The organism is Flavobacterium lipolyticum, from assembly GCF_020905335.1.
Lineage (GTDB): Bacteria > Bacteroidota > Bacteroidia > Flavobacteriales > Flavobacteriaceae > Flavobacterium > Flavobacterium lipolyticum.
The window spans coordinates 2175868-2200411 of the sequence record NZ_JAJJMN010000001.1; the positions used below are offsets into that span (position 1 = coordinate 2175868).

The 24544-nt window shown below is 36.0% G+C and carries 22 protein-coding genes; 9 read left to right on the top strand and 13 right to left on the bottom strand.

Going from position 1 to position 24544, the window contains the following annotated elements:
* The first annotated feature begins 459 nt into the window (after window positions 1-459).
* Entirely contained in the window at window positions 460-717 is a 258-nt protein-coding gene (locus LNQ34_RS23625) for a helix-turn-helix domain-containing protein (protein ID WP_369769999.1), read from the top strand.
* A 19-nt stretch (window positions 718-736) separates the two neighbouring features.
* Here LNQ34_RS23625 and LNQ34_RS09640 read toward each other — a convergent pair whose 3' ends face one another.
* Genes LNQ34_RS09640 through LNQ34_RS09660 form a run of 5 tightly spaced genes read right to left on the bottom strand, consistent with a single transcriptional unit; the run spans window position 737 to window position 1520 of the window.
* Window positions 737-877, bottom strand: a complete 141-nt coding sequence (locus LNQ34_RS09640; RefSeq protein ID WP_202702125.1) for an rSAM-modified peptide — start codon at window positions 875-877, stop codon at window positions 737-739.
* A 2-nt stretch (window positions 878-879) separates the two neighbouring features.
* Complete coding sequence (locus tag LNQ34_RS09645) at window positions 880-1017, bottom strand: TIGR04149 family rSAM-modified RiPP (RefSeq protein WP_229999442.1); 138 nt, start codon at window positions 1015-1017, stop codon at window positions 880-882.
* A 20-nt stretch (window positions 1018-1037) separates the two neighbouring features.
* Complete coding sequence (locus LNQ34_RS09650; RefSeq protein ID WP_229999443.1) at window positions 1038-1190, bottom strand: TIGR04149 family rSAM-modified RiPP; 153 nt, start codon at window positions 1188-1190, stop codon at window positions 1038-1040.
* A gap of 19 nt (window positions 1191-1209) precedes the next feature.
* Complete coding sequence (locus LNQ34_RS09655; protein WP_229999444.1) at window positions 1210-1362, bottom strand: TIGR04149 family rSAM-modified RiPP; 153 nt, start codon at window positions 1360-1362, stop codon at window positions 1210-1212.
* A gap of 20 nt (window positions 1363-1382) precedes the next feature.
* Window positions 1383-1520, bottom strand: coding sequence for an rSAM-modified peptide (locus tag LNQ34_RS09660; RefSeq protein ID WP_202702127.1), 138 nt, complete (start codon window positions 1518-1520; stop codon window positions 1383-1385).
* Window positions 1521-1779: 259 nt separating this feature from the next.
* Here LNQ34_RS09660 and LNQ34_RS09665 point away from each other — a divergent pair, with 259 nt between their 5' ends.
* From LNQ34_RS09665 to LNQ34_RS09675, 3 genes are all read left to right on the top strand, one after another.
* On the top strand, window positions 1780-3342 hold the full coding sequence (locus LNQ34_RS09665) for a vitamin K epoxide reductase family protein (RefSeq protein WP_229999445.1): 1563 nt from the start codon (window positions 1780-1782) through the stop codon (window positions 3340-3342).
* 913 nt (window positions 3343-4255) lie between these two features.
* Entirely contained in the window at window positions 4256-6448 is a 2193-nt protein-coding gene (locus tag LNQ34_RS09670; protein ID WP_229999447.1) for a peptidase domain-containing ABC transporter, read from the top strand.
* A gap of 3 nt (window positions 6449-6451) precedes the next feature.
* On the top strand, window positions 6452-7744 hold the full coding sequence (locus tag LNQ34_RS09675) for an HlyD family secretion protein (protein WP_229999449.1): 1293 nt from the start codon (window positions 6452-6454) through the stop codon (window positions 7742-7744).
* Here LNQ34_RS09675 and LNQ34_RS09680 read toward each other — a convergent pair.
* The 3 genes from LNQ34_RS09680 to LNQ34_RS09690 all read right to left on the bottom strand — a co-directional run bounded on the left by LNQ34_RS09680 (window position 7741) and on the right by LNQ34_RS09690 (window position 9688).
* Window positions 7741-8448, bottom strand: coding sequence for a tRNA1(Val) (adenine(37)-N6)-methyltransferase (locus LNQ34_RS09680; protein WP_229999451.1), 708 nt, complete (start codon window positions 8446-8448; stop codon window positions 7741-7743). The two genes, LNQ34_RS09675 and LNQ34_RS09680, sit on opposite strands and share 4 nt — an antisense overlap.
* A gap of 133 nt (window positions 8449-8581) precedes the next feature.
* Window positions 8582-9106: a ribosome maturation factor RimM gene (rimM, locus tag LNQ34_RS09685; protein ID WP_202702131.1), complete on the bottom strand. Its 525-nt coding sequence runs from the start codon at window positions 9104-9106 to the stop codon at window positions 8582-8584.
* 15 nt (window positions 9107-9121) lie between these two features.
* Window positions 9122-9688 carry a 30S ribosomal protein S16 gene (locus LNQ34_RS09690; protein ID WP_202702132.1) on the bottom strand — a complete coding sequence of 189 codons (567 nt, stop codon included), beginning with the start codon at window positions 9686-9688 and terminating at the stop codon, window positions 9122-9124.
* A 196-nt stretch (window positions 9689-9884) separates the two neighbouring features.
* On the opposite strand from LNQ34_RS09690, the gene LNQ34_RS09695 reads away from it, so the two are divergent.
* Together LNQ34_RS09695 and rbp are read left to right on the top strand one after the other, a co-directional pair.
* Entirely contained in the window at window positions 9885-10367 is a 483-nt protein-coding gene (locus LNQ34_RS09695; RefSeq protein ID WP_229999452.1) for a DUF6252 domain-containing protein, read from the top strand.
* Window positions 10368-10501: 134 nt separating this feature from the next.
* Window positions 10502-10852 carry an RNA-binding regulator gene (rbp, locus tag LNQ34_RS09700; RefSeq protein WP_202702134.1) on the top strand — a complete coding sequence of 117 codons (351 nt, stop codon included), beginning with the start codon at window positions 10502-10504 and terminating at the stop codon, window positions 10850-10852.
* A gap of 159 nt (window positions 10853-11011) precedes the next feature.
* Here rbp and leuB read toward each other — a convergent pair whose 3' ends face one another.
* From leuB to leuC, 4 genes are all read right to left on the bottom strand, one after another.
* Entirely contained in the window at window positions 11012-12073 is a 1062-nt protein-coding gene (leuB, locus tag LNQ34_RS09705) for a 3-isopropylmalate dehydrogenase (protein WP_202702135.1), read from the bottom strand.
* Window positions 12074-12279: 206 nt separating this feature from the next.
* The gene (locus LNQ34_RS09710; protein ID WP_202702136.1) at window positions 12280-13800 is read right to left on the bottom strand and encodes an alpha-isopropylmalate synthase regulatory domain-containing protein; all 1521 of its coding nucleotides are present in this window, start codon (window positions 13798-13800) and stop codon (window positions 12280-12282) included.
* 124 nt (window positions 13801-13924) lie between these two features.
* Window positions 13925-14521: a 3-isopropylmalate dehydratase small subunit gene (leuD, locus tag LNQ34_RS09715; RefSeq protein WP_017494674.1), complete on the bottom strand. Its 597-nt coding sequence runs from the start codon at window positions 14519-14521 to the stop codon at window positions 13925-13927.
* A gap of 156 nt (window positions 14522-14677) precedes the next feature.
* The gene (leuC, locus tag LNQ34_RS09720; protein ID WP_229999454.1) at window positions 14678-16072 is read right to left on the bottom strand and encodes a 3-isopropylmalate dehydratase large subunit; all 1395 of its coding nucleotides are present in this window, start codon (window positions 16070-16072) and stop codon (window positions 14678-14680) included.
* Window positions 16073-16676: 604 nt separating this feature from the next.
* On the opposite strand from leuC, the gene LNQ34_RS09725 reads away from it, so the two are divergent.
* Window positions 16677-17096 (top strand): DUF417 family protein, encoded by a 420-nt coding sequence (locus tag LNQ34_RS09725; RefSeq protein ID WP_229999455.1) that lies wholly within the window; start codon window positions 16677-16679, stop codon window positions 17094-17096.
* 117 nt (window positions 17097-17213) lie between these two features.
* Here the strand turns inward: LNQ34_RS09725 and LNQ34_RS09730 are convergent, their stop codons facing one another.
* Window positions 17214-18590, bottom strand: a complete 1377-nt coding sequence (locus tag LNQ34_RS09730; protein WP_229999457.1) for a PKD domain-containing protein — start codon at window positions 18588-18590, stop codon at window positions 17214-17216.
* A 265-nt stretch (window positions 18591-18855) separates the two neighbouring features.
* Here LNQ34_RS09730 and dnaE point away from each other — a divergent pair, with 265 nt between their 5' ends.
* Both dnaE and LNQ34_RS09740 read left to right on the top strand, forming a co-directional pair.
* Window positions 18856-23385 carry a DNA polymerase III subunit alpha gene (gene dnaE, locus LNQ34_RS09735; protein ID WP_229999458.1) on the top strand — a complete coding sequence of 1510 codons (4530 nt, stop codon included), beginning with the start codon at window positions 18856-18858 and terminating at the stop codon, window positions 23383-23385.
* Between the two features lie 177 nt (window positions 23386-23562).
* Entirely contained in the window at window positions 23563-24531 is a 969-nt protein-coding gene (locus LNQ34_RS09740; protein WP_026109781.1) for an outer membrane beta-barrel protein, read from the top strand.
* The last annotated feature ends 13 nt before the right edge of the window (window positions 24532-24544 follow it).

The window sequence follows — 24544 nt, forward strand, 5'->3', positions numbered from 1 at the left end:
AAACATTCAAAAAGTTACCTTGATAATTACGAAAAATTGGAATCAAAATTAAATGATGAGATTCTGGAAGTAAATTATAAACTTGGAGTAGGAGATTTGACCAGTGAGATGGTTACCATTCAGGAGAAGTATAAATACGACGTTTTTCTGAATAAAGCTCTAAAGGTCTTTTATGTTGTTTTATTTATAGGGATCGTATTCTTGCTGATAAAAAACATACGGGATAAAAATAAAGCACATAAAAAAATGAATGCTTTAATAGAAGAGTTTAAAGCTAATTTAGAGAAGAAAAACGAACCTGAACCAGAGATTGCTGCTCTGGAGTCTGAGGAGTTACAACTTAAGAAAGAGAATGTCAATTTAAGTATTGATGAGGCAAAAGAGAATAAAATAGTAGAAAAATTGCTGGCGTTAGAAAGTAAACAGGAATTTTTGCACGCTGATTTTACTTTGCCTTATGTGGCTAAGAAGATAAAAACAAATACGACTTATTTGTCTTATGTGGTTAACAAACGATTTGGTAAGTCTTTTGGAGAATATTCGAATGAGTTGAAAATTAATTATGTTATTAATGAAATGATTACGAATCATATGTATCGTAAATATTCAACTCAGGCGATAGCAGAAAGTGTAGGTTTCAAAAATGCAGTGTCATTTGCTAAATCATTTCGCAAAAGAACTGGAGTGTCTCCAGCTCAGTTTGCGAATAATATTTAAATTTTTTTTTAGAGTTTTATTAAGGAATTTCGTCAGTACTTCCTTTCCCATTCCCTCTGGAAGGGTCACCGTCATCATCACCTCCAAAAATTGTTTGTTGCTCTTTTCTTGATAATTTTTCGTTTCCAAAATCTTCGAATTTTATTTTTTTAGTTTTCATTGTTATAGGTTTATTAGTTGTGTAGATCCGTTGCCATTTCCTCTATTACTATCGTTGTCACCTCCACGAACCGCTTTTTGTTCTTTTTTTGAAAGTGTATTGCTTGTAAAATCTTCGAAATTTAATTTTTTATTTTCCATTTTTGGTAGATCTTTAGCAATTAATTAGATCCCTTTCCATTTCCTCTGCTTGGATCACCAGTAATTGTATTGATAGGGGTATTAGGGTCATCACCTCCACGAACTGTTTTTTGTTCTTTTTTTGAAAGTGTATTGCTTTTGAAATTTTCGAAGTTTAATTTTTTATTTTTCATGATTTGATTTTTTTATTGATTAATTAGATCCTTTTCCATTTCCTCTACTTGGATCACCAGTAATTGTATCGATAGGACTATTAGGATCGTCACCTCCACGAACCGTTTTTTGTTCTTTTTTTGAAAGTGTATTGCTTTTGAAATTTTCGAAGTTTAATTTTTTATTTTTCATGATTTGATTTTTTTAAATGATTAATTAGATCCTTTTCCATTCCCTCTACTTGGGTCACCTGGAATAATAGATTCGTCTCCTCCCTGAACAGTTTTTTGTTCTTTTTTTGACAGTTTTTCCGATTGAAAATCTTCGAATTTTTGTGCTCGATTTGCCATGTTTATTTGTATTAGGATTATTGATATATCAAAACTATACAAAAAGGAAAACGCTTAATCGAGAATAGGGTTTTTGGGGTTTCGGACAAATCATTTTAAGAATAAAAGACTGATAATCAGTTGATTGTGATTTTATTCAGACTGATATAATTTATAAATTGTATGTAGTATAATTAATAAAATGTGTACTACTAGCGTTTTTTTCTCAATAAAAACAACAATCTTTGCAGTGTAATTATGATTTTAAAGACTCGAAAAGATGTTAAAACTTGTCCAAAAATTTCTACAAATAAACAAGTACTCGGAGATTAAAAATGAGTTTAAAGATTTGTTCCTTTCTCATCCAAATTATCCTAGTTTGTTTGCGATAACAGATTCTCTAGATTTACTGTCTGTAGAGAATGCTGCGATACGAGTTCCGAAAGAGCAAATAGTAGATTTGCCTTCAAATTTTTTGGCTTATTTCAAAGAAGAGTTAATATTAGTGGAAAAGGCAAAGAATTTTGTTCGAATCAATACGATGAAAAAAGGAAGTCAGAAAATGGCTTATGAAAAGTTTTTATTAGACTGGAATGGGGTTATAGTTGCAATTGAACCAAACAATGTTATAGCAAGAGACAGAATAAAAGTTGAATTCAGCTGGTTGAAATATGGTTTGCCACTTTTGTTGGTAGTTGGATTGTCATTTTTTTATAATACATACAATTTATTTAGCCTGTTTTTTTTAACAACATCAATTTTAGGACTCATTGTAAGTATTTTCATTGTTCAGGAAAAACTGGGATTTAAGAATAGTATCATTTCAAAACTTTGCAATTTTAGTTCTAACTCTTCCTGTAGCTCTGTAATCAATAGTAAAGAGGATAATGAAAGCAAATGGATTAGCTTTCCGGACTTGCCACTAATGTTTTTTGGAGCCAGTTTGATTGCAATTCTGGTAAAACCACTGGAGTCCTCGATTTTCATAGGTTTTTTAAGCTTATTAGCGATACCCGTTATTGTGTCTTCCATTTGGATTCAAAAATTTGAAATTCAAAGATGGTGTGTAATGTGCTTAGTGGTGTCTTCTTTGATTTTTGTACAAAGTGCTATATGGTTTGCGTCAGATTTGTTTACGTTGAGTTTTGGTTTTGCGGAAATTTTTCCATTCCTGTTCTCATTGGCACTTCTTGTTCCTATTTGGGCAGTTTTGAAAACAATTATAAAAAACATCTTAGGTACTGAAAGTTCACTTAAAGAGATGAAAAAGTTTAAAAGAAATTATTCTTTATTGAACTTCTTGTCTAAAAAAGTGCCTCATATAAATGGACTTGATGATCTAAGAGGATTGCATTTTGGAAATAGAAATGCGGCCGTTAAGTTATCCGTAATCATCAGCCCTAGTTGTGGACATTGTCATAAAACATTTCAGGAGGCGTTTGATTTAGTATTGAGATTTCCTGATAAGATACACTTGAATGTCTTGTTTAATGTAAATCCTGAGAATGCCGAAAATCCATATAAAGTAGTAGTTGAAAGACTTTTAACCATAAACAGATCTACACCGGGAAAAACGGTTGAGGCTATTTCGGACTGGCATATTAAAAATATGAGTCTTAAGAAATGGTTGAAAAAATGGACTGTTGATTCTGTAAGTATGATGATAACACAGGAAATAAACAAACAATATGAATGGTGTTCTAAAAATGATTTTAATTACACACCTGTTAAGATTGTAAATGATAAAATTTTCCCGGCAGAATATGAACTAGGAGAGTTAAAATACTTTTTAAACGATTATATCGAAGAGAAGGAAGAGGTTGTTTTGGAAAAAACAGCATAGTATCTAAAGAAAGTTACAACAGACAGAAGCTTCAGCTGTCTTAAAATGATTGAAGTAGGAGTTCAAAAAACAAAAACCTTTAGTTATGTTAAAAATCATTTTAAACTTAGAAGGTGCTCAAGAGCTAAGTGCATTCGAGCAAAAAAGCATGATAGGAGGGCAGCCAATTAATCCGCCTAAAAGATGTTGCATTTGTCCGGGTAAAGGTTCGTCTACTCTTGTAACGTGTGATTCGATTTGTTCGAATGGTACAATACCGGCAGTACTTGAGGATTGTTTATAGTCTTATCTGATGTAAAAAATGTTTTTAGATTCATGTATAGACAAAAAAGAAGGACTCTCGGGTCGCGTTTTTGGAATTAATTATTTATAGCGTTTTAATAGAAGTACGAAATAGCCTTTTTTAGAATTTAGTCATGTTTTTTTTAATTTGTAGGCGCTCGATCGTGGAACATTGAGCAAATTTCCCCACATTGATGATTGGTGTAGGGATTCTTAGGAAATTGGTCACTGAGTTGATTTTAATTGGTTAGGGTTAACCAGTGCCATGTCCTAAAGAAATTGTATTTCTAATAGATATGTTTTTAAATACTCTAACAGAGAAGATTTGTTTCTTCTCTGTTTTTTTTTGGATTAACCCATCCTTTCGTAATGAACTTAAAGAAATCTCTTGTGTCGTTTAGTTGTTTAAGGTGGTTAAGTATGGAAATAAGATCTTTAAATGGCCAGGTAGCCTCAAACCCCCAATAAAAAAATCTTGTAAAATCCTTTTTTTTAGGATCATTGTTGTATTTTAACTATAAATCAGAAGGAAAAACAAATAATTGCGATTTTTTGGCGGATAAATATTATATTTTTGTAAGGCAGATAATGGTAAGATTGTGTGTGCATAAATGATTAACCCTAAATTAAATTGAAAAAATTCACCAATTATAAACAGGCCGATTATAAAGATTGTGGGCCGACGTGTTTAAAAATAATAGCGAAACATTACGGCAAAACAATCAACATTCAGGAGTTGAGAGACATCAGTGAAACAACTCGTGAAGGAAGTAATTTGCTTTTTTTGAGTGACGCTGCCGAGAAAATAGGTTTTAGAACTTTAGGTGTAAAATTAAATCTCGAGCGATTAGAAGAGGCGCCGCTTCCTTGTATCCTGCATTGGAACAAAAATCATTACGTAGTACTTTACAAAATTAAAAGAAATACCTACTATATTTCTGATCCTGCTTTTGGCTTGATCGAATACAACAAAGAAGATTTTATTAAATTCTGGATCGGAAACAATGCAGATGAATCTACTCAGGAAGGAATAGCATTATTGATTGAAGCGACTCCTAAATTTTTCCAGTCTGATTTTGATAAAGAAGACAATCATGGACTCGGATTTGGGTTGTTGGCACAATACGTGCTTCGGTACAGGTCGTTTCTCATACAATTAAGTATAGGGTTACTGGCCAGTAGTTTATTACAGCTTATTTTCCCGTTTTTAACCCAAAGTATTGTGGATGTCGGGATTCAAAATCAGAACATTCATTTTATTTACCTGATTCTTTTTGCTCAATTGTTCCTTTTTGCCGGAAGGACAGGTCTGGAACTTATTAGAAGCTGGATTTTATTACATCTTTCTACCCGAATAAACATTTCTCTTATTTCGGATTTTTTTATTAAATTAATGAATCTGCCCATTTCGTTTTTCGATGTAAGAATGACTGGTGACATTATGCAGCGTATTAATGACCATCGCAGAATTGAACGAATTTTGACAACATCATCTTTGAACGTCTTATTTTCTGTGATCAATATGTTTGTGATGGGAGGTGTTTTGGCTTATTTCAATCTGAAGATCTTTCTGGTGTTTTTTGCCGGTAGCTTACTTTATTTCGGATGGATTACTTTGTTCTTAAAAAGAAGAGAAGTACTCGATTACAAGCGTTTTGCAGAGGTTTCCAGTGAGCAAAACAAAGTGATGGAGCTTATCAACGGAATGCAGGAAATAAAGCTGCACAACGCCGAAAAACAAAAGCGCTGGGGATGGGAATACATACAGGCAAGGCTTTTTAGAGTTTCCATAAAAGGGCTTGTTTTAGAGCAAACACAAACGATAGGTTCTTCCGTAATTAATGAATTAAAAAATATCTTCATTATATTCCTATCGGCAAAACTGGTAATCGATGGCTCCATTACACTGGGGATGATGCTGGCAATTAGTTCGATAGTAGGGAGTTTAAACGGGCCAATTACGCAGCTTATAGAATTCGTCAGGGAGCTTCAGGATGCGAAGATATCATTGGCCAGATTGTCTGAGATTCATGAGAAAGAAGACGAAACGCAGCAAGAAGTCTATCAGACGAGTGATGTTCCTTTTGATTCGGATATTGATATTAATAACCTTTCCTATCGATATTTAGGTTCTGATATTCCTGTTCTGGAAGATCTAACACTGAAAATCCCGGCCAATAAAGTAACGGCAATAGTAGGAGTCAGCGGAAGCGGTAAAACAACTTTAATGAAGCTCTTATTGAAATTCTATGAACCTGAAAAAGGGGAAATAAGCATCGGAAATGCACAATTGAAAAATATTTCGCAAAAAGCATGGAGATCCAATATCGGCGCCGTTATGCAGGAAGGGTTTATTTTTAGTGATACCATTGCTAATAATATTGCAATTGGTGTCGATAAAGTAGATAAAGAACGTTTGGTCTATGCTGCTGATGTAGCCAATATAAAAGAATACGTTTCAGGTTTACCATTAGGATACAATACCAAAATTGGTGCCGAAGGACTTGGGATGAGTACCGGACAAAAGCAGCGTTTGTTAATTGCAAGGGCTGTTTATAAAAACCCGGAAGTTTTGTTTTTTGATGAAGCTACGTCGGCATTAGACGCGAATAATGAAAAAGAAATTATGCAAAAACTGGATATTTTCTTCAAAGACAAAACAGTTGTGGTTATCGCCCATCGCTTGAGTACTGTGATGAATGCAGATCAAATTGTGGTTTTAGATAAAGGAAAAATCATCGAAATTGGCAGTCATTCTGTTTTGGTAGAACAAAAAGGAAATTATTTTGAACTGGTTAAGAATCAATTACAATTAGGAAATTAAAACATGGCAGAAGATACTACATTTGAACTAAGAAGCGAAGAAGTTCAGGATATTCTAACCAAAGTACCGCATTGGATGATTCGTTGGGGAACCGTTTTGATATTTGTCATTATTGTGATGCTTTTTTTCGTGTCCTGGTTTATTAAATATCCTGATGTTGTTACTACCCAAATTGTAATTACAACCAATATTCCGCCAGAGAAGATCGTTTCGAAATCATCGGGTCGTATTGAGGCAATTTTAGTAAAAGACAAATCGATTGTTTCAAAAAACAGTACACTTGCTGTTATTGAAAACACGGCAAATTACAAAGATGTTTTTTTGTTGAAAAAAATCGTTGACGAATATAATATCAATGATCCCAAGAAAGCCTTTCCTTTCGAACTGTTGAAAAATACTCAGTTAGGAGAGATTGAAAGTGCTTTTGCTGTTTTTCAGAAAGATTATCAGGCAGAACAACTAAATAAAAATTTGCAGCCTTTTGAAGTAGAAAACCGGGCACAGGTTTCTGAAAAAATTCAGATTAAAGACAGATTGGAGATTTTGCAGCAGCAAAAAGTGATCAATGAAAGTGAACTACAGCTTCAGAAAAATGAAATGGCAAGATTTGAAACATTGTTTAATAAAGGAATCATTTCTGCACAGGAAATGGAGGCTAAAAAACTGGGATATCTCCAGGCGCAAAAAAATTATAAAACCCTTTTGTCTTCCATTTCTCAGTTAAAGTCGGCTTTAATTACCAATACTAAATTGAGTCAGAACTCACAAATCAGCGGGACTAAAGAAGAAGTTACTTTAGGAAGAAATATGGCGCAGTCTTTTTATCAGCTTAAGAAAGTGATAAAAGATTGGGAATTGGCCTATGCTTTAAAGTCATCGGTGAGTGGGGTGGTTACTTTTTTGCAGGTCTGGACAGAGAATCAAACGATCAATATTGGGGATAATGTCTTCTCGATTATTCCGGATAGCAAAAATGGTTTTGTAGGTAAGGTAAAAGCACCGGCATTGAATTCAGGGAAAATAAAAGTAGGTCAGATGGTGAACATCAGATTAGCAAATTTTCCCGACAGAGAATTTGGAGTGTTAAGAGGAAAGATCCAAAATATCTCTTTGGTTCCTGATAAAGATGGAAATTTATTGTTGGATGTAGCGCTTCCCAACGGATTGGAAACGTCCTATAAAAAGCAAATCGTTTTTCAGCAGGAAATGAAAGGAAGTGCAGAGATTGTGACCGAAGATTTACGTTTAATCGAGCGGATTTTATATCAGTTTAAGAGTCTTTTTGAGCAGGTTTAAAATTTTAAATAAAAATCTTTAGTAAGATCGATATACTGAGGAGTATAAACGTGTCGGTTCATTTCTATTGTTAATTCATCGACTTCAGGTTGTGAGGTTTCGTTACGGCTAAAAGCCAAAAGGCTACGTTTTACAACAGCTGTAGGGGTGCCTTTTACGCGCGTAATTTTGATGGGGTATAATTCTGATTCTTTGGCTAAGGCAATAAATTTTTCTTCTTCTTTAAAAGGAAGAATTATGGCAAGTATTCCATTTTCAGATAAAAGTAAATCGGCTGCTTCGACTAATTCTTCAAAAGGCATTGCGTCCTGAAAGCGCGCTAAATCTCGTTGTTCGTTTTCGCTTTTATAATCTTCAGCATAAAAGGGTGGATTCGAAACAATCAGATCATATTCGTCTTCCGGTTCTTCTATAAATTCATCCAAACCTGCATGGAAACAAAATAAACGGTCTCCCCAAGGTGAGTTTTCAAAATTTTCTACTGCTTCTTCATACGCATCTTCATCAATTTCAAGAGCGTCAATTTGTTCTGCATTTGTTCTTTGTGCGAGCATTAAAGCGATAATCCCGGTTCCGGCACCAATGTCTAAAACACTAAATGGATTGTGATTTATAGGTGCCCAAGCGCCCAGTAAAACACCATCAGTGCCCACTTTCATAGCGGTTTTGTCTTGTAGAACTGAAAATTGTTTGAATTGAAACATCTTGATTTGTGATTGAAGATTAACGATTTTTAATTTCAGATGGAATAGGTAATAATGATGACAAGATTTTTAATTGCAAGAGTAATCAAGTCAGTCTAAAAATCCAACAATCTAAGGCGGTCTAATAATCTAATTAAAGGTACATCTCCACTAAGCCTTCAGGAAGATTCATGATAACCTTTTTGTTTTCACGGTCTATTTTTACAAGGAATTGATCGATCATCGGAATTAACATTTCGACTTCGCCATTCAAAACTTCAAAAAGAGGTTGTGCTGTCGTATCGTTTACGGCAGCTATTTTTCCAAAAACACCTAAACGTTGGTCTTCGATTTCAAAACCGATTACTTCGTGGAAATAAAATTTGTTGCCCGAAAGTTTTGGCAACATGCTTAAAGGAAGATAAATCGCATTACCAAGAAGGGCATCTGCATCTTCTTCTGTGTTTACATCTTCAAAACGAATTCTAAGAAAGTCGTTTTTGTGCAAAGAACTTGTTTCAATAAAAAAAGGAACCAAGTGTTTGTTGCATTCAACAAACACTGATTCCAGATTTTCGTATAACTCAGGTTCGTCCGTGTCTAAATAAGCCAGAACTTCACCTTTGAAACTAAATTTTTTAGCGATTTTACCTAAATAAAAACATTCTTCTTTACGCATTCTCGCTAGCTAAAATTATGCTTCAGTTGTTTCGTTATTCTCTTCAGTAGCAGTTTCTTCAGTTGAAGCTTCAACTTCAGCAACTTCTTCTGTAGCTTCAGCAGCAGTAGCAGCAGCAATTGCGTCAGCTTCAGCTTGAGCAGCAGCAGCTAAACGTTTAGCGTTAACTTCTTGTTCTGCTTTTAAAGCTTTAGCTTTAACATCAGCTTGTGCTTTTGATAAACCATCTTTTTTAGCATCAACTTTTCCAGTTTTAGCTTCTAACCATGCAGCTAATTTAGCGTCAGCTTGCTCTTGAGTCAAAGCTCCTTTACGGATACCTCCATCAAGGTGGTGTTTCAATAAAGCTCCTTTGTAAGAAAGAATTGCTCTAGCAGTATCAGTTGGTTGTGCACCATTGTGTAACCATTTAACTGCACTATCAAGGTTTAAGTCGATAGTTGCCGGGTTTGTGTTTGGATTGTAAGTACCGATTTTCTCTAAGTATTTACCATCTCTTTTTGAGCGTGCATCTGCAGCTACAACCCAGTAAAAAGGTTTTCCTTTTTTACCGTGTCTTTGTAATCTAATTTTTACTGACATAATCGTATGATTAAATTTTGAGGTACTCGACCCCTGTTAATTAAGGGCGCAAAGATATAATTTTTTTATGAATTATACGTTCGAAATCATATTAAATGCATTTCAGGTGTATTTCTGAGGCATTTATGTCATTTTAACTTCATTTTTTAAATAATTATCTTAATTGAGGTTATTTTTGCCTCAAATTTACTGTGATATGAAAAAAATAATTTCTTTAGTATTACTACTTTTTATTGTTTCTGCTTGTTCTGAAGATATAAAATTTAATAATCCGGCCTTCCAAAGTTTAAAAGAAAACGTGTTTTGGCGCGCTACAACCTATAATGCTTATAGCTCTGTGGGCGGCGGTATTGTTATTGAAGGTGATTTGGGATTTGAGAAAGTAGTTTTAAAAGTTCCGAATACAGGAGTGCAGACTTATGCTCTTGGACGTGACAATATCACGACTGCAAATTACATTAATACGCAGCCGTCGCAATCATACAGTTTCTCTACCGGTACGGATAGGGGGCATGGGCTAATCGTGATTACTGAGTTTAATGCCGAGAATAAAACAATTTCAGGAACCTTTAAGTTTGACGCTCTGAACGAGGATAAAAAAGATACTGAAAAGCCAAAAATTAGTTTTACCGAAGGTGTTTTTTACAAAATTCCAATTTCGGCAACATCTGAGAATTAGAAATTTAATTTGTCGTAGTTTGGTTTTATTGAGATCTATTTTTTTAAATCAAAATAAAAACATAAATAAACTAATATATAGTAGATTACAGAAAAATAAAGTTACATTTGCTACATTATTATAAATAAGTACATATGAACATTTTTGTTGGAAGCCTTCCATTCAGTATTGAGGAAGCAGATTTAAGAGAGTCTTTCGAGGCTTACGGAGCAGTAGATTCAGTTAAAATTATTACTGATAAATTTACTGGAAGAAGCAAAGGATTTGGTTTCGTTGAGATGCCAAACGATAGCGAGGCTCAAAAAGCAATTGATGAATTGAACGGAGCTACTGTTCAAGGTCGTTCAATTGTTGTTAATAAATCTGAACCAAAACCTGAAGGTGAAAGAAGAAGCTTCAATAACAACCGTGGAGGTGATTCTCGCGGAGGTTACGGAAACAACCGTGGTGGAAATGACCGTGGTGGTAACAGAGGAGGATATTAATATTTTTTTCTAAATATACAAAAGGGATCAACTTGCGTTGATCCCTTTTTTTTGTTTCATGTTTTCTTGTTTCATGTTTTCTTGTTTCACGTTCCACGTTTCAGGTTTCAGGTTTCACGTTCCAACAACCTGAAACCTGAAACTTGAAACTAAAATAAACTATAAGTTAGCTACAAGCCAGTCTCCAACTTCACTGGTTTTATAAGCTTTAGTGCCTTTTGGAGCCAGATCTTCGGTAACAATTCCCTGTTCTAAGGATTGGTTTACAACTGCTCTAATGGCTTCGGCTTCGTCTTTTAATCCGAAAGCATCTTCAAACATCATGGCGGCTGATAAAATAGTAGCCAGCGGATTTGCGATATTCAATCCTGTAGCTTGGGGGTAAGATCCATGAATTGGTTCGTAAAGAGAAGTGTGTTCCCCAACAGAAGCAGAAGGCATTAATCCCATAGAGCCCGAGATTACAGAAGCTTCATCAGTTAAAATATCTCCAAATAAATTCTCTGTAATTAGAACATCATAAGAATTAGGCCATTGAACCAATCGCATGGCAACGGCATCTACAAACTCGTAAGATACGGTAACTTCCGGATAGTCTTTTTCCATTGCCTGTACTGTTTCTCTCCATAAACGAGAAGTTTCCAGAACGTTCGCCTTGTCAACACAGCATAATTTTTTGCTGCGGGTCATGGCCAGTTCAAAGCCTTTTTTTGCCAGACGTTGTACTTCAGCTCTGGTATAAACACAATTGTCAAATGCTGTATCACCATTATCTTTTCTTCCTTTTTCCCCAAAGTAAATCCCTCCGGTTAATTCTCTTAAGAAAACCAGATCAGTACCTTCAATTCTTTCTCTTTTTAAAGGAGAATTATCAATTAAGGATGGAAAAGTGAAGGTTGGACGTACATTCGCAAACAATCCTAATTTTTTACGCATGAGCAGTAAACCCTGTTCCGGACGTACCGGTGCACTTGGATCATTATCGTATTTTGGATGACCGATTGCGCCAAATAAAACAGCATCGGCTTTCATGCATATTTCGTGAGTTTCATCAGGATAAGGAACTCCAACGGCGTCAATTGCACATGCTCCGGTTAAGGCCGGGGTCCACGTTATTTGGTGATTGAATTTTTTTGCAATGGCATCAGATACTTTTACCGCTTCGTTTATTACCTCAGGACCAATTCCGTCTCCTGCTAAAAGGGCTATGTTTAATTTCATTCTATGTTTGTTATTTAAGGTTCTAAGGTTCTGAGTTGCTAAGGTTCTAAGATTTTTTCTAATTTAACGCATTTAGTAACTTGACGTTGTTGTTGTTGTTGTTGTTGTTGTTGTTGTTGTTGTTGTTGTTGTTTCTCAGGTTCTGAGTTGCTTGGATTCTGTTTTTTTCTCAGTTTCTTAGAATCTTAGCAACTTAGCACCTTTTATCAGGTAACTATATTAAGCATTTTTTGAGTGGCTATAATCGCTGCAACGGTCTGGTCAGAATCTAATCCTCTTGTTTTGAATTCTTTTCCGTTGTTGACCCAGGTGATGATAGTTTCGCACAAGGCATCAGAGCTGCTTCCGGGAGGGATTCTTACGGCATAGTCAATTAATTTGGGAAGTGTTAGTTTTTTGTTTTTATAAATCTTGGATAAAGCATTCATAAAAGCGTCAAACTGACCGTCACCCTGCGCATTTTCTTCGATAACTTCATCGCCGAATTTTAGGCATAAAGTCGTTGACGGGCGCATTCCTTTGGAGTGAACTAATATATAGGATTCAATTTTTATTCTTTCTTCATAAGTATGGCTGTCCAGAACATCAGAAATAATGTAGGGAAGATCTTCTTTGGTTACGGTCTCTTTTTTGTCTCCCAATTCGATGATTCTTTGTGTGACCAATTTCAAATCTTCCTGATTCAATTTTAAGCCTAATTCCTGAAGATTCTTTTCTATATTGGCTTTTCCCGATGTTTTTCCTAAAGCATATTTTCGTTTTCTTCCAAAGCGTTCCGGAAGCAAATCGTTAAAATACAGATTGTTTTTATTGTCTCCGTCGGCATGAATTCCGGCAGTTTGTGTGAAAACATTATCTCCAACAATCGGTTTGTTGGCAGGAATTCTGTAGCCTGTAAAAGTTTCTACCAGTTTACTCACGGTGTACAAAGAAGTTTCCTTAATGTTGATGCTCACTTCAGGCAGGTAATCGTTTATTACGGCTACGGTACTTTCGAGTGGTGCATTTCCGGCACGTTCTCCCATTCCGTTTACGGTCACATGAAGTCCGTTGATGCCGGCTTTTATAGCTTCCATAACATTGGCAACGCTTAAGTCGTAGTCGTTATGAGCGTGGAAATCGAAATGAATTTTAGGATATCGGGCTCTGATTTTTGAAATAAACTCAAAAGTCAGTGACGGAATTAATACACCTAAAGTATCCGGAAGTAAAATTCGTTTAACAGGCTGAGTGGATAGAAAATCCAGAAATTGAAAAACATAGTCAGGAGAATTTCGCATTCCGTTACTCCAGTCTTCCAGATAAACATTGGTTTCAATATCATTTTCCTGGGCTAAACTGATGATGTATGCGATTTCAGAAAAGTGCTGTTCAGGTGTTTTTTTTAATTGATGGGTGAGATGATTTAGGGAGCCTTTGGTCAATAAATTCTGAACTCTTGCGCCAGCTTTTTTCATCCATTCTATCGAAACGCCGCCGTCTACAAAAGCAAGAACTTCAATGCGATTGATGTATTCTTTTTCGGTTGCCCAGGTAGTGATGCTTTTTACGGCCTGAAATTCTCCTTCGCTTACACGTGCAGAGGCAATTTCGATTCGGTCAATATTTAACTCCTCCAACAGTAATTGTGCAATGGTTAGTTTTTCTGCAGCAGAAAATGATACTCCCGAGGTTTGTTCACCATCACGGAGTGTTGTATCCATTATTTCAATTTTTCTTTTTTCCATATTGATTTTCCAAATTCCTTTATACAAATAGATTGTTGTTGTGTTGTCTGGGTTTGTTTAAGTTATAAGACCCGACAGATTTAAAAAAAAAACTGCCGGGTCTCATAGGACTGAACCTGATTTTTTAATAAGGAAGTTTGTCAGCAAAAGCCACAATGTCTTCTTTAATGTTTTGTAAATAATCAATATCGTCAAAGCCATTAATCATGTTGTTCTTTTTGTATCCGTTAATAGCAAATGATTCTTGCTGGCCTGTCGATAATAAAGTAATCGTTTGATTGGGTAAATTAATTTCCAGTTCTGTTTTAGGATCAGCTTCGATGGCTTTAAAAATGGTTTCGGCAAATTCAGGGCTTACCTGAACCGGAAGAACTCCAATATTCAGACAGTTTCCTTTGAAAATGTCAGCAAAGAAGCTTGAAACTACCGCTCTGAAACCGTAATCGTAAACCGCCCAGGCAGCATGTTCTCTTGAAGATCCTGAACCGAAGTTTTTTCCTCCAACGAGAATTTTTCCACTGTAAGTTGAATCGTTTAAAACGAAATCAGTTTTTGGAGTATCGTCTCCGTTGTACCTCCAGTCTCTAAACAGATTGTCTCCGAAACCTTCACGTTTAGTTGCTTTAAGAAAACGAGCCGGAATAATTTGATCGGTGTCTACGTTTTCAATTGGCAGTGGCACTGCACTGCTGGTAAGTATGTTAAATTTATCGTATGCCATTTTCTGGAATTTTAGATTTTAGATTTCTGGATTTTAGATTTTTTTTGAAAACTTAAAACTTAGAAACTAAAAAGTTTTGTATTAAATAATTGTAAGTCAATTTTATCTGAAGAGGTTTAGATCAGCAATCTGAAATCTAAAATCTTCAATCTAAAATTAAAATAACTCTCTTGGGTCTGTTAGTTTTCCGGTAACAGCGGCTGCAGCAGCCATAATCGGACTTGCTAATAACGTTCTTGAACCGGGGCCCTGACGACCTTCAAAATTTCGGTTGGAGGTACTTACCGCATATTTTCCGGCAGGAACTTTATCGTCGTTCATTGCTAAACAAGCGGAGCAGCCCGGCTGACGTAATACAAAACCGGCATCCGTAAGAATATCTAAGATTCCTTCTTCTTTAATTTGAGCTTCAACAACATGAGAACCGGGAACCAGCCATGCCGTTACATTGTCAGCTTTTTTTCTTCCTTTAACAATTTCGGCAAAAGCCCTGAAATCTTCAATACGCCCATTGGTACAGCTCCCTAAGAAAACATAGTCAATTGGTTTTCCAATCATGACATCGTCTTCTTTAAAGCCCATGTAAGCCAAAGATTTTTTGTAAGTTTCCTCACCGCCTTCAACTTCTTTTGCATTTGGGATATGTTTTGAGATACCAATTCCCATTCCTGGGTTGGTACCATAAGTAATCATTGGTTCAATATCGGAAGCATTGATGTTCAATTCGGCATCAAAAACAGCATCCGGATCCGTTTTTAGGGTTTTCCAGTAGGCAACCGCTTTGTCCCATGCTTCTCCTTTTGGAGCATATAATCTTCCTTCAAGGAAATCAAAAGTAGTCTGATCCGGAGCAATCATCCCGCCTCGGGCACCCATTTCAATACTTAGGTTACAAACCGTCATACGGCCTTCCATGGTCATATTTTCGAAAACATCTCCGGCATATTCAACAAAATAACCGGTTCCGCCCGAAGTAGTTAACTGAGCAATAATATAAAGCGCAACATCTTTTGGTCCAACTCCTTTGCTTAACTGACCGTTTACGTTGATACGCATTTTCTTGGGTTTTGGCTGCATGATACATTGCGTAGAAAGAACCATCTCAACCTCAGAAGTTCCGATACCAAAAGCAATCGCTCCAAAAGCACCATGTGTAGACGTGTGTGAATCACCACAAACAATAGTAGCACCTGGCAAAGTAATTCCGTTTTCAGGACCTACTACGTGTACAATTCCATTTTTAATATGTCCCAGTCCCCAGTGCGAAATTCCGTATTCGTTGGCATTGTCCTCAAGAGCTTTCAGCTGATTGGCTGATAGAGCATCTTGTACTGGCAGGTGTTGATTAATAGTTGGAGTATTGTGGTCTGCAGTTGCAAAAGTACGCTCCGGATATAAAACGGAAACGCCTCTGGCTTTTAATCCTAAAAAAGCAACGGGACTTGTAACTTCGTGAATAAAATGGCGGTCAATAAAAAACACATCTGGTCCATCTTCAATTTTACGCACTACATGTGAATCCCATACTTTGTCAAATAATGTCTTACTCATTGTTTTGTTTTTTTAATTGTAATTTCTATAACCACAGCAATTTCTGCTTCTATATAGTAGGAAAGCAAAATTAAAAAAAGCTAAAAAGTGATCAATTTCAATATTTCATTATATACGATACCCAAACTAAAAATACGAATTGCGATTGGCTTTTGAAAAATCTGTTTTTGGTCGAAAAAAGAATCGCAGATAAGTATTGTTTTTCTTTCCGAAGTTAATTTTCGGAGAGTGGCTTCGAATTTTAGCAGTTGACGAATTTGCCTTGAAATTACTATAAAGTATAGACTTTAGGTCTTAAAAATGTAACAAAATCAATAAAAAAGACAGTTTTTGTTGATTTTGAATTCCTTTTTAAGTTTCTGGGATCTCAGATAAAAACACTTTTTAAGCGTACTTTGACGCCTTGAAGAGGAATATGTATTTGTGTTTTTTTAATGGAAATAATACGACATCCAAGAACCGTATTTTTTTCTTTTTTAGAATGAAATTAAATGAAGAAGTAGAAGATTGCTCGTGGAGAAATTAATAGATAATGACGGGTATCTGACATTTGCTTTTAAAAGCTAGTGCTAATTTTGAACATTCTAATTTTAAAAATAATGTTATGAATTTAAATGAATTTGCGTACAAACTGGGAGTTTTAGGAACTGTGATTATTTTGCTTTGGGTGGGAGTTTTTAAGTTTACAGCAGTGGAAGCCGGAGCGATAAAAGAATTGGTCGAAAATCATTTTGCTATGGGCTGGATGTACAAAGTAATGTCAGTTCAGCAGGTTTCAAATCTTATTGGGATTTTTGAAGTGCTAACGGGGATTGGTTTGCTGGCTTCTTTGTTTTTAAGAAGAATTGGTTTTTATGCGGGCTTTGCATCAGCGGTTATATTTGTGACAACATTGAGTTTTCTGGTGACCACTCCGGGGGTTTTTAAAATGGTTGAAGGATTTCCTGTAACCGATTTTTTTATTTTAAAAGACATTCCGTATTTGGCAATTTCACTGATGGTTTTTGTGAATGGGAAAGAATAAAAAGAGTAATTGATATGGATAACCTCTGTTGTTTAGGATGCCTTTCTGATAAAGAAAAAAGAAAGAGGAAATCTCATTGTTTTGAGACTTCCTCTTTTATTTTTTAATTCATGAAGTTTATAGTTTGTGATAAGTAAGGTTGGAATCTATGGCTCCAAGTCTCACTTTGTAAAGAGAGTAATTCTGATACAGGTCCGGTCTTGCAATTGCAAAATAAATTACATTTCCTTTTTTGACAAAATCAGAATGATTTGTTCCTTCGGATGAAATAGATTTTGTTAGGTTTCCTAGGTTGTCATATTTTTCTATTTTTCGGGCACTGGAAACAATAAAACCATTATCAACTTCTATAAGTCCCTGTATGTTTCCGCTGCCATTAAATCTAATTAATTTAAGCTCTTCACCTTGAGGTGATGTAATTCTCAGTTCATTGTGGCTGTATAGAGCTAAATTTCCATTTGTAAGGTTTATTACTTTATAGAAACCATTTAGGTTATTCCATTCTTTTAAGGAAGTATTTAAGCTGCCTGTCTCGTATATTTTTTGATTGGTTATCTCGAGATTTTCATTAAGAAATAGTATTAAAGGTTTGTAATTCATAAACGCATCTGTCGTTGATGGGGCATATTTACCTCCAAAAGCAACGTAGGTATTTCCTGTTTTAATTAAATGCCCGATAAATGCATTTTTAAGGGTGTTTTCGTAAGTTTTTCGACTTATAATCTGACCTGCATTATTTCTAATTTCGATGGAAGGATTTTCGGCATAAGATCCATAAAAATAATATTGGTTATTATTTTGAATTGAGCCATAAGTGATTTGACCTGAGTTGCCGAATTTAATGAATTCCCAATTAGAGTTTAATTCTACTTCTCGACCTCCTATATAATTAAGAGACTCAACCATTGTCACAATTTTATTTCCGTTGTTTAGAAAAGTAGTGTGGGAATGTCCTGAATTAGCCATCTTTTGAGCAACCATTTTTGTAGTAAAAGTTTTGGTTGTTTCATCGTATGCTACATGTCGGTACAATTGGGGAGATGATGTTAATATTGTTCTGTAACCTTCAGTATAGAATATTTTATTCTCGTAAACACCTATTTCTATAGGGAATACATCAGTGTCGTTGTTGGTTGTAATTGGATTTTGAGTTGGAAAAGAATAAAGATTATTCACTGTAACTCCAATTGTATTGGTGGTACTTAGTCCATTCGCATCTTTAACAACTAATGAAACACTATATTGTCCGGGTTTAGAATAATAAAAGGTAGGTTCTTTTTCGGTAGAGGTAATGTCGTTTCCAAAATTAAAAGTATAGGATACGATTTCTGCACCTGCTGTGGCGGTATTGGTTACTTTAATTTCATCCCCAATATTAACTATTGTTGCTGATAGAGTAAAGGAAGCAATCGGTTTGACTGTTTCGGAATTGTCGCTGCTGCAGGAATTAAGAAGATTTAAAAGGATAAATGAAAGAAGTAAAATTTTTTTCATAAAATTAAATGCGTTTTTTATTAGGTTTTAAAGCCCAAAGGTATCTTTTTTTATAAGAAAAGGAGTCGTTTTTTTCTAAGAATGATATTCATGATTCTTTATTTTTTCAAGCAAAAAAAAAACGTAAATTTGAACTTCCATCATTTTTATTTTTTGAATTTTTATCGATCACTAAATCAGTAATTTAGGATCGGATAATCTTCGAAATTTGGACACAAGCGAAAGCGAACTGGCGGAGCAATTTTAAATTTGTCTTTTTATACCTATGTACTTAATATTCGATACCGAAACCACCGGATTACCAAAACGATGGGATGCTCCGATAACTGATTCTGATAACTGGCCTCGCTGTATTCAGATCGCATGGCAGCTCCATGACGAGATGGGACAGCTCATAGAACACCAGGATTATCTGGTTAAGCCCGATGGATTTAATATTCCGTACGATGCCGAACGTATTCACGGAATTTCGACAGAATTGGCTGATGCCGATGGAATCACGCTGGCCGAGGTTTTGGAGAAATTCAACATTGCTTTAAGTAAAACCAAGTTTATTGTGGGTCAGAACTTAGGTTTTGACGTTAATATTATGGGGGCTGAATTTCATAGAATGGGAGTCGATTCTCCTATGAGTTCGATGCCGGTTTTGGATACTTGTACAGAAGTTACCGCTTCATTATTAAAACTTCCGGGTGGACGTGGAGGAAGATTCAAATTGCCAACGTTAACAGAATTACACGAATATCTTTTTAATAAACCTTTCGCAGAAGCGCACAACGCAACTGCCGACGTTGAGGCAACTACGCGTTGTTTCCTGGAGTTAATCAGAAGAGAAGTTTTTACCAAAGAAGAGCTGGATGTTCCTAAGGATTATTTCAAGGAATTCCAAAGTAGAAATCCACAAGAGTTTCCGTTAATTGGTTTAAAACACATTAACCTTAAAAAAGCGTCTGATAAAATCAGAGAGCAATTAAAGGCTTTAGAGTCTGTTGGACAAGAACCTGCCGTTTCGCATTCTGACAGAGAAGATTTTAAAGCCGCAAAATATGCGCACTTACACAATCATACACAGTTTTCGGTACTGCAATCTACTATAGGGGTTGGAAATATCGTTGCCGCTACCGCCAAAAACGGAATGCCGGCTGTTGCCATGACCGATACCGGAAACATGATGGGGGCTTTTCACTTTGTGAGTGCCGTTATGAATCATAATAAAGGAGCGTCTGCCAAAAATAAAGCTTTGGTCGAAGCAGGTGAGGAGCCAACGGAAACAGAGATAAAGCCAATTGTAGGTTGCGAATTTAATGTTTGTGACAATCACCTGGACAAAAGCAAAAAAGACAATGGAAACCAGATTGTATTATTAGCCAAAAACAAAAATGGTTATCACAATCTGGCTAAAATGTCCTCGATCGCTTTTACAAACGGATTTTATTATGTTCCGAGGATTGACCGCGGTATTATTGAAAAATACAAAGAAGACATTATGGTCTTGTCCGGAAATTTATACGGAGAGATTCCAAGTAAAATTCTGAACATTGGTGAAACTCAGGCTGAAGAAGCTTTGATCTGGTGGAAAGAACAATTTGGAGACGATTTTTATCTGGAAGTGATGCGTCACAATCAGGAAGATGAAAACCGTGTGAATAAAACGCTGATTGAATTTTCTAAGAAACATGATGTTAAATTAATTGCGACCAATAATACCTACTATTTAAATAAAGAAGACGCCAATGCACACGACATTTTGCTGTGTGTAAAAGACGGTGAAAAACAAGCCACACCAATTGGTCGCGGCCGTGGATATCGTTACGGATTACCCAATCAGGAATACTACTATAAGTCAGGTGAGGAGATGAAAAAACTCTTCGCGGATTTACCCGATGCCATTATTAACATTCAGGAAATTGTAGACAAGGTCGAAGGATATTCGCTTTATCGCGATGTATTGCTTCCTAAATTTGATATTCCCGAAGAGTTTGTTGTTGCCGAAGATGAGGCTGATGGAGGAGTTAGAGGAGAAAATAAATATTTGCGTCATCTTACCATGGTGGGAGCAAAAAAACGATACGGCGAAATCACAGAGTCGATTCAGGAGCGTTTGGATTTTGAGCTTTTGACCATTTCGAACTCCGGATATCCGGGTTACTTTTTGATCGTTCAGGATTTTATCGCCGAAGCCAGAAATATGGACGTTTCGGTAGGTCCCGGTCGTGGATCTGCTGCCGGTTCTGCGGTAGCGTATTGCTTAGGAATTACCAATATCGACCCGATTAAGTACGATTTACTTTTTGAGCGTTTTCTTAATCCTGACCGTGTATCGATGCCCGATATTGATATTGACTTTGATGATGAGGGTCGTGGACGTGTTATGGAGTACGTAATTAATAAGTACGGTCAGAATCAGGTGGCGCAAATTATTACGTACGGTAAAATGGCAACCAAATCTGCGATACGTGATACCGCTCGTGTACTGGATTTGCCATTGTTTGAAGCCGATAGAATTGCAAAGCTGATTCCGGCTATGATGCCTTCAAAGTGGAACTTGGCGCGTTTTATTTCTGAAAGTGAGGATGAGGTTAAAAAAGCACTTCGTTCAGACGAATATGATAATGTAAAGGAATTGATCGCCATTGCCAATGAACAAGATTTGGCAGGTGAAACCATTCAACAGGCAAAGATTCTGGAAGGATCGATGCGTAATACCGGAATTCACGCCTGTGGTGTAATCATTACGCCATCGGATATTACGAATTTCGTTCCTGTTACCACCGCAAAAGATTCTGATTTGTACGTGACCCAGTTTGATAACTCGGTAGCAGAAAGTGCAGGATTACTAAAGATGGACTTCCTGGGTCTGAAGACCCTTACCCTTATAAAAGATACCGTTAAACTGGTAAAATACAGAAACGGAATTGATCTGGATCCGGACACATTTCCAATTGATGATGTCGAGACTTATGCACTTTTCCAAAGAGGTGAAACGGTTGGAATCTTCCAATACGAGTCACCCGGAATGCAGAAATACATGAAAGATCTGAAACCTACGGTTTTTGGAGATTTAATTGCGATGAACGCCCTGTATCGTCCGGGACCTCTGGAGTACATTCCATCTTTCGTTCGAAGAAAAAACGGGGAAGAGGAAATTAAATACGACTTAGATGCCTGTGAAGAATATTTGGGAGAAACCTACGGAATTACAGTTTACCAGGAGCAGGTAATGCTTTTGTCACAATCGTTGGCTGATTTTACAAAAGGTGAAGCCGACGTTTTGCGTAAGGCGATGGGTAAGAAACAAAAGGACGTACTGGACAAAATGAAGCCTAAATTTGTGGAACAGGCCGCGAAAAAAGGGCATGATGCAAAAGTTCTGGAGAAAATCTGGAAAGACTGGGAAGCCTTTGCGAGTTATGCCTTCAACAAGTCGCACTCGACCTGTTATGCCTGGATTGCTTATCAAACAGCCTACTTAAAAGCACATTATCCCGCAGAATATATGGCAGCGGTTCTTTCGAATAATATGAACGATATCAAACAAGTATCGTTTTTTATGGAAGAATGTAAACGAATGGGCTTGCAGGTTTTAGGACCCGATGTAAACGAATCCTATTATAAATTTACCGTAAACGATGAGTATGCAGTTCGTTTTGGAATGGGAGCGATTAAAGGAGTGGGTTCAGGAGCCGTAGCAACTATCGTAGAAAACAGAAAAGACGGAAGATATAAATCGATTTTTGATTTAGCGAAACGTATTGATTTGCGTGCCGCCAATAAAAAAGCAATCGAAAACCTGGCGCTGGCAGGTGGTTTTGATTCCTTTGAAGGAACAACCAGAGCACAGTATTTTCATGATGATGGTGACGGAATTACATTTTATGAAAAAGCGATGCGTTACGGATCGAAGTTTCAGGAAAACGAAAACTCCTCACAGGTGAGTTTGTTTGGAGAAGCAAGTGAAGTGCAGATTGCAGAGCCTGTTGTGCCTCCTTGTGAAGACTGGAGTACCATGGAGAAACTGGCGAAGGAAAAAGAAGTAGTTGGGATTTATATTTCAGGACATCCTTTGGACGATTTCAGATTTGAGATGAAATACTTCTGCAATAACAAATTGGAATCCTTGAAAAGTATGAACGAGTTCGTGGGTAAAAATCTGAATTTTGCGGGAATCATAAACAATGTTCAGCATCGTGTGGCTAAAAATGGAAAAGGCTGGGCAGTTTTTAACTTAGAGGGGTATGACGAAAGTTACGAGTTCAAGATTTTTGGGGAAGAGTATTTAAAATTCCGCCATTTCTTAATTCAGAATAATTTTGCTTTCATCAAAATACTAATAAAAGACGGTTGGGTAAATCATGATACCGGTAAGAAATCGGATCCAAGAATGCAATTTGTTGAAATAAGACAATTGCAGGACATTTTAGAAGCTTTTGCCAAAAAGCTCATTTTACTGTTAAACATAAAAGACCTTCAGACAGATTTTATTCATAGGTTAAGCCATTTGTTTAGCGAGAATAAAGGAGACAATTCAGTGACTTTTGAGATCATGGAATTAGAAAAAGTAAAGAGATTGGTTGAGGTCGAAACGCCAAAAGATTTTGAGGAAACTACTTTTGAAGAAGAGAATGACAGGGAAGATGATGGAATGGAAGAAACAAAGATTCAGGAAGTAAATGAAGTTGAGGAAATTAAGGTTGTAAACAAATTAACCATGCCAAGCCGCAGGTTAAAAATAAAAATCTCAACAGAGCTATTGATAGAATTGGAAAAAATGCAGGTGAATTTTAAGTTAAATTAGATTTTAACAGTTAAAATTTAAAAGAATGCATTTTTTTTAAGTTAAAATTATGCATGCATAATAGTTTTTTAGTAATATTGCTCAAAATTACAACGATTTCGTTCCAAGTCTAACAATACAAACCAGAAGATTATGTTAAAATAATCTATGTTTGTAAAAATTAATTAAATCAAAATTATGAAAAAGAACCTATTTTTATTAGGGTTATTAGTTTGCTCTATGGCCACAATGGCGCAAACAGAAAAAGCAGATAAACCGGAAAGCTGGTATTTTAAATTGGGTGCATCTTATTTCAACCAAACTGCTTCTACAGAATTTCCTGTTGTTGGAGGTCAATTGCCAAACAGAGATGTTTATGCAGGTACTTTAGCAAATAATAAATTAGCATCTAGAGAAAGTGTTACTGGGTCTTTTGGACAAGGTTTCAGAAGTGGAATTACTGCTGGTTATAGATTTTCAGCACGTTTAGGAGTTGAGATGTCAGCTAACTATTATGTAAGTAATGAAAAAACCATGTCACAAACGACTAACAGACTTATTTCATATAATCCAGCTACTAGTCCGGCAGCTACTTATGTAAGTTTTACAGCGAATGGAGAAATTAAAGCTTTTGATTTAGCACCAGCAATTGTGATGTTTTTAGGAGAAGCTCATGGTTTTGAACCATACACTAAAGTAGGAGTTATTGTTCCTGTTCATGGTACATTGGATATTAAAACGGATAGACAGTATACGACGTTTGTAGGAGCTAATCAAGTTGCTTCAACAAATGCTTTCTCAAAAGATGTAGTTAAGCCAAATCCAACAATCGGATTTATGGCATCTTTAGGTACCTCTTATAAATTAGGGAAACATATTTCTGCTTTCGCAGAATTGGAATACCGTAACTTTACAGTACACGGAAAGACTAAAGAAACTACAATATATACTGAAAATGGTGTAGATAAATTAAATGAAACAACTGCTTTCAGAGCTGCTTCATATTCTGCAACTCATACTAAATATGTAGATCGTTTAGACGGAAACTCTAATAATAAGGAGTATAATCCATCAGGGTACGATTCTACTAAACCAATGAACGAATTAAGTTCTTATGTTGGAATTTCAGGTTTAGGACTGACTTTAGGTCTTAAATACAGCTTATAATTTTATATAGTTT

Excerpts from the sequence above, each read along its gene's own strand:
- LNQ34_RS09640 (WP_202702125.1), bottom strand. The coding sequence starts at position 877 with ATGAAAACTAAAAAAATAAAATTCGAAGATTTTGGAAACGAAAAATTA.
- LNQ34_RS09645 (WP_229999442.1), bottom strand. The coding sequence starts at position 1,017 with ATGGAAAATAAAAAATTAAATTTCGAAGATTTTACAAGCAATACACTT.
- LNQ34_RS09650 (WP_229999443.1), bottom strand. The coding sequence starts at position 1,190 with ATGAAAAATAAAAAATTAAACTTCGAAAATTTCAAAAGCAATACACTT.
- LNQ34_RS09655 (WP_229999444.1), bottom strand. The coding sequence starts at position 1,362 with ATGAAAAATAAAAAATTAAACTTCGAAAATTTCAAAAGCAATACACTT.
- LNQ34_RS09660 (WP_202702127.1), bottom strand. The coding sequence starts at position 1,520 with ATGGCAAATCGAGCACAAAAATTCGAAGATTTTCAATCGGAAAAACTG.
- LNQ34_RS09665 (WP_229999445.1), top strand. The coding sequence starts at position 1,780 with ATGTTAAAACTTGTCCAAAAATTTCTACAAATAAACAAGTACTCGGAG.
- LNQ34_RS09675 (WP_229999449.1), top strand. The coding sequence starts at position 6,452 with ATGGCAGAAGATACTACATTTGAACTAAGAAGCGAAGAAGTTCAGGAT.
- LNQ34_RS09680 (WP_229999451.1), bottom strand. The coding sequence starts at position 8,448 with ATGTTTCAATTCAAACAATTTTCAGTTCTACAAGACAAAACCGCTATG.
- rimM (WP_202702131.1), bottom strand. The coding sequence starts at position 9,106 with ATGCGTAAAGAAGAATGTTTTTATTTAGGTAAAATCGCTAAAAAATTT.
- LNQ34_RS09690 (WP_202702132.1), bottom strand. The coding sequence starts at position 9,688 with ATGTCAGTAAAAATTAGATTACAAAGACACGGTAAAAAAGGAAAACCT.
- LNQ34_RS09695 (WP_229999452.1), top strand. The coding sequence starts at position 9,885 with ATGAAAAAAATAATTTCTTTAGTATTACTACTTTTTATTGTTTCTGCT.
- rbp (WP_202702134.1), top strand. The coding sequence starts at position 10,502 with ATGAACATTTTTGTTGGAAGCCTTCCATTCAGTATTGAGGAAGCAGAT.
- leuB (WP_202702135.1), bottom strand. The coding sequence starts at position 12,073 with ATGAAATTAAACATAGCCCTTTTAGCAGGAGACGGAATTGGTCCTGAG.
- LNQ34_RS09710 (WP_202702136.1), bottom strand. The coding sequence starts at position 13,800 with ATGGAAAAAAGAAAAATTGAAATAATGGATACAACACTCCGTGATGGT.
- leuD (WP_017494674.1), bottom strand. The coding sequence starts at position 14,521 with ATGGCATACGATAAATTTAACATACTTACCAGCAGTGCAGTGCCACTG.
- leuC (WP_229999454.1), bottom strand. The coding sequence starts at position 16,072 with ATGAGTAAGACATTATTTGACAAAGTATGGGATTCACATGTAGTGCGT.
- LNQ34_RS09725 (WP_229999455.1), top strand. The coding sequence starts at position 16,677 with ATGAATTTAAATGAATTTGCGTACAAACTGGGAGTTTTAGGAACTGTG.
- LNQ34_RS09730 (WP_229999457.1), bottom strand. The coding sequence starts at position 18,590 with ATGAAAAAAATTTTACTTCTTTCATTTATCCTTTTAAATCTTCTTAAT.
- dnaE (WP_229999458.1), top strand. The coding sequence starts at position 18,856 with ATGTACTTAATATTCGATACCGAAACCACCGGATTACCAAAACGATGG.
- LNQ34_RS09740 (WP_026109781.1), top strand. The coding sequence starts at position 23,563 with ATGAAAAAGAACCTATTTTTATTAGGGTTATTAGTTTGCTCTATGGCC.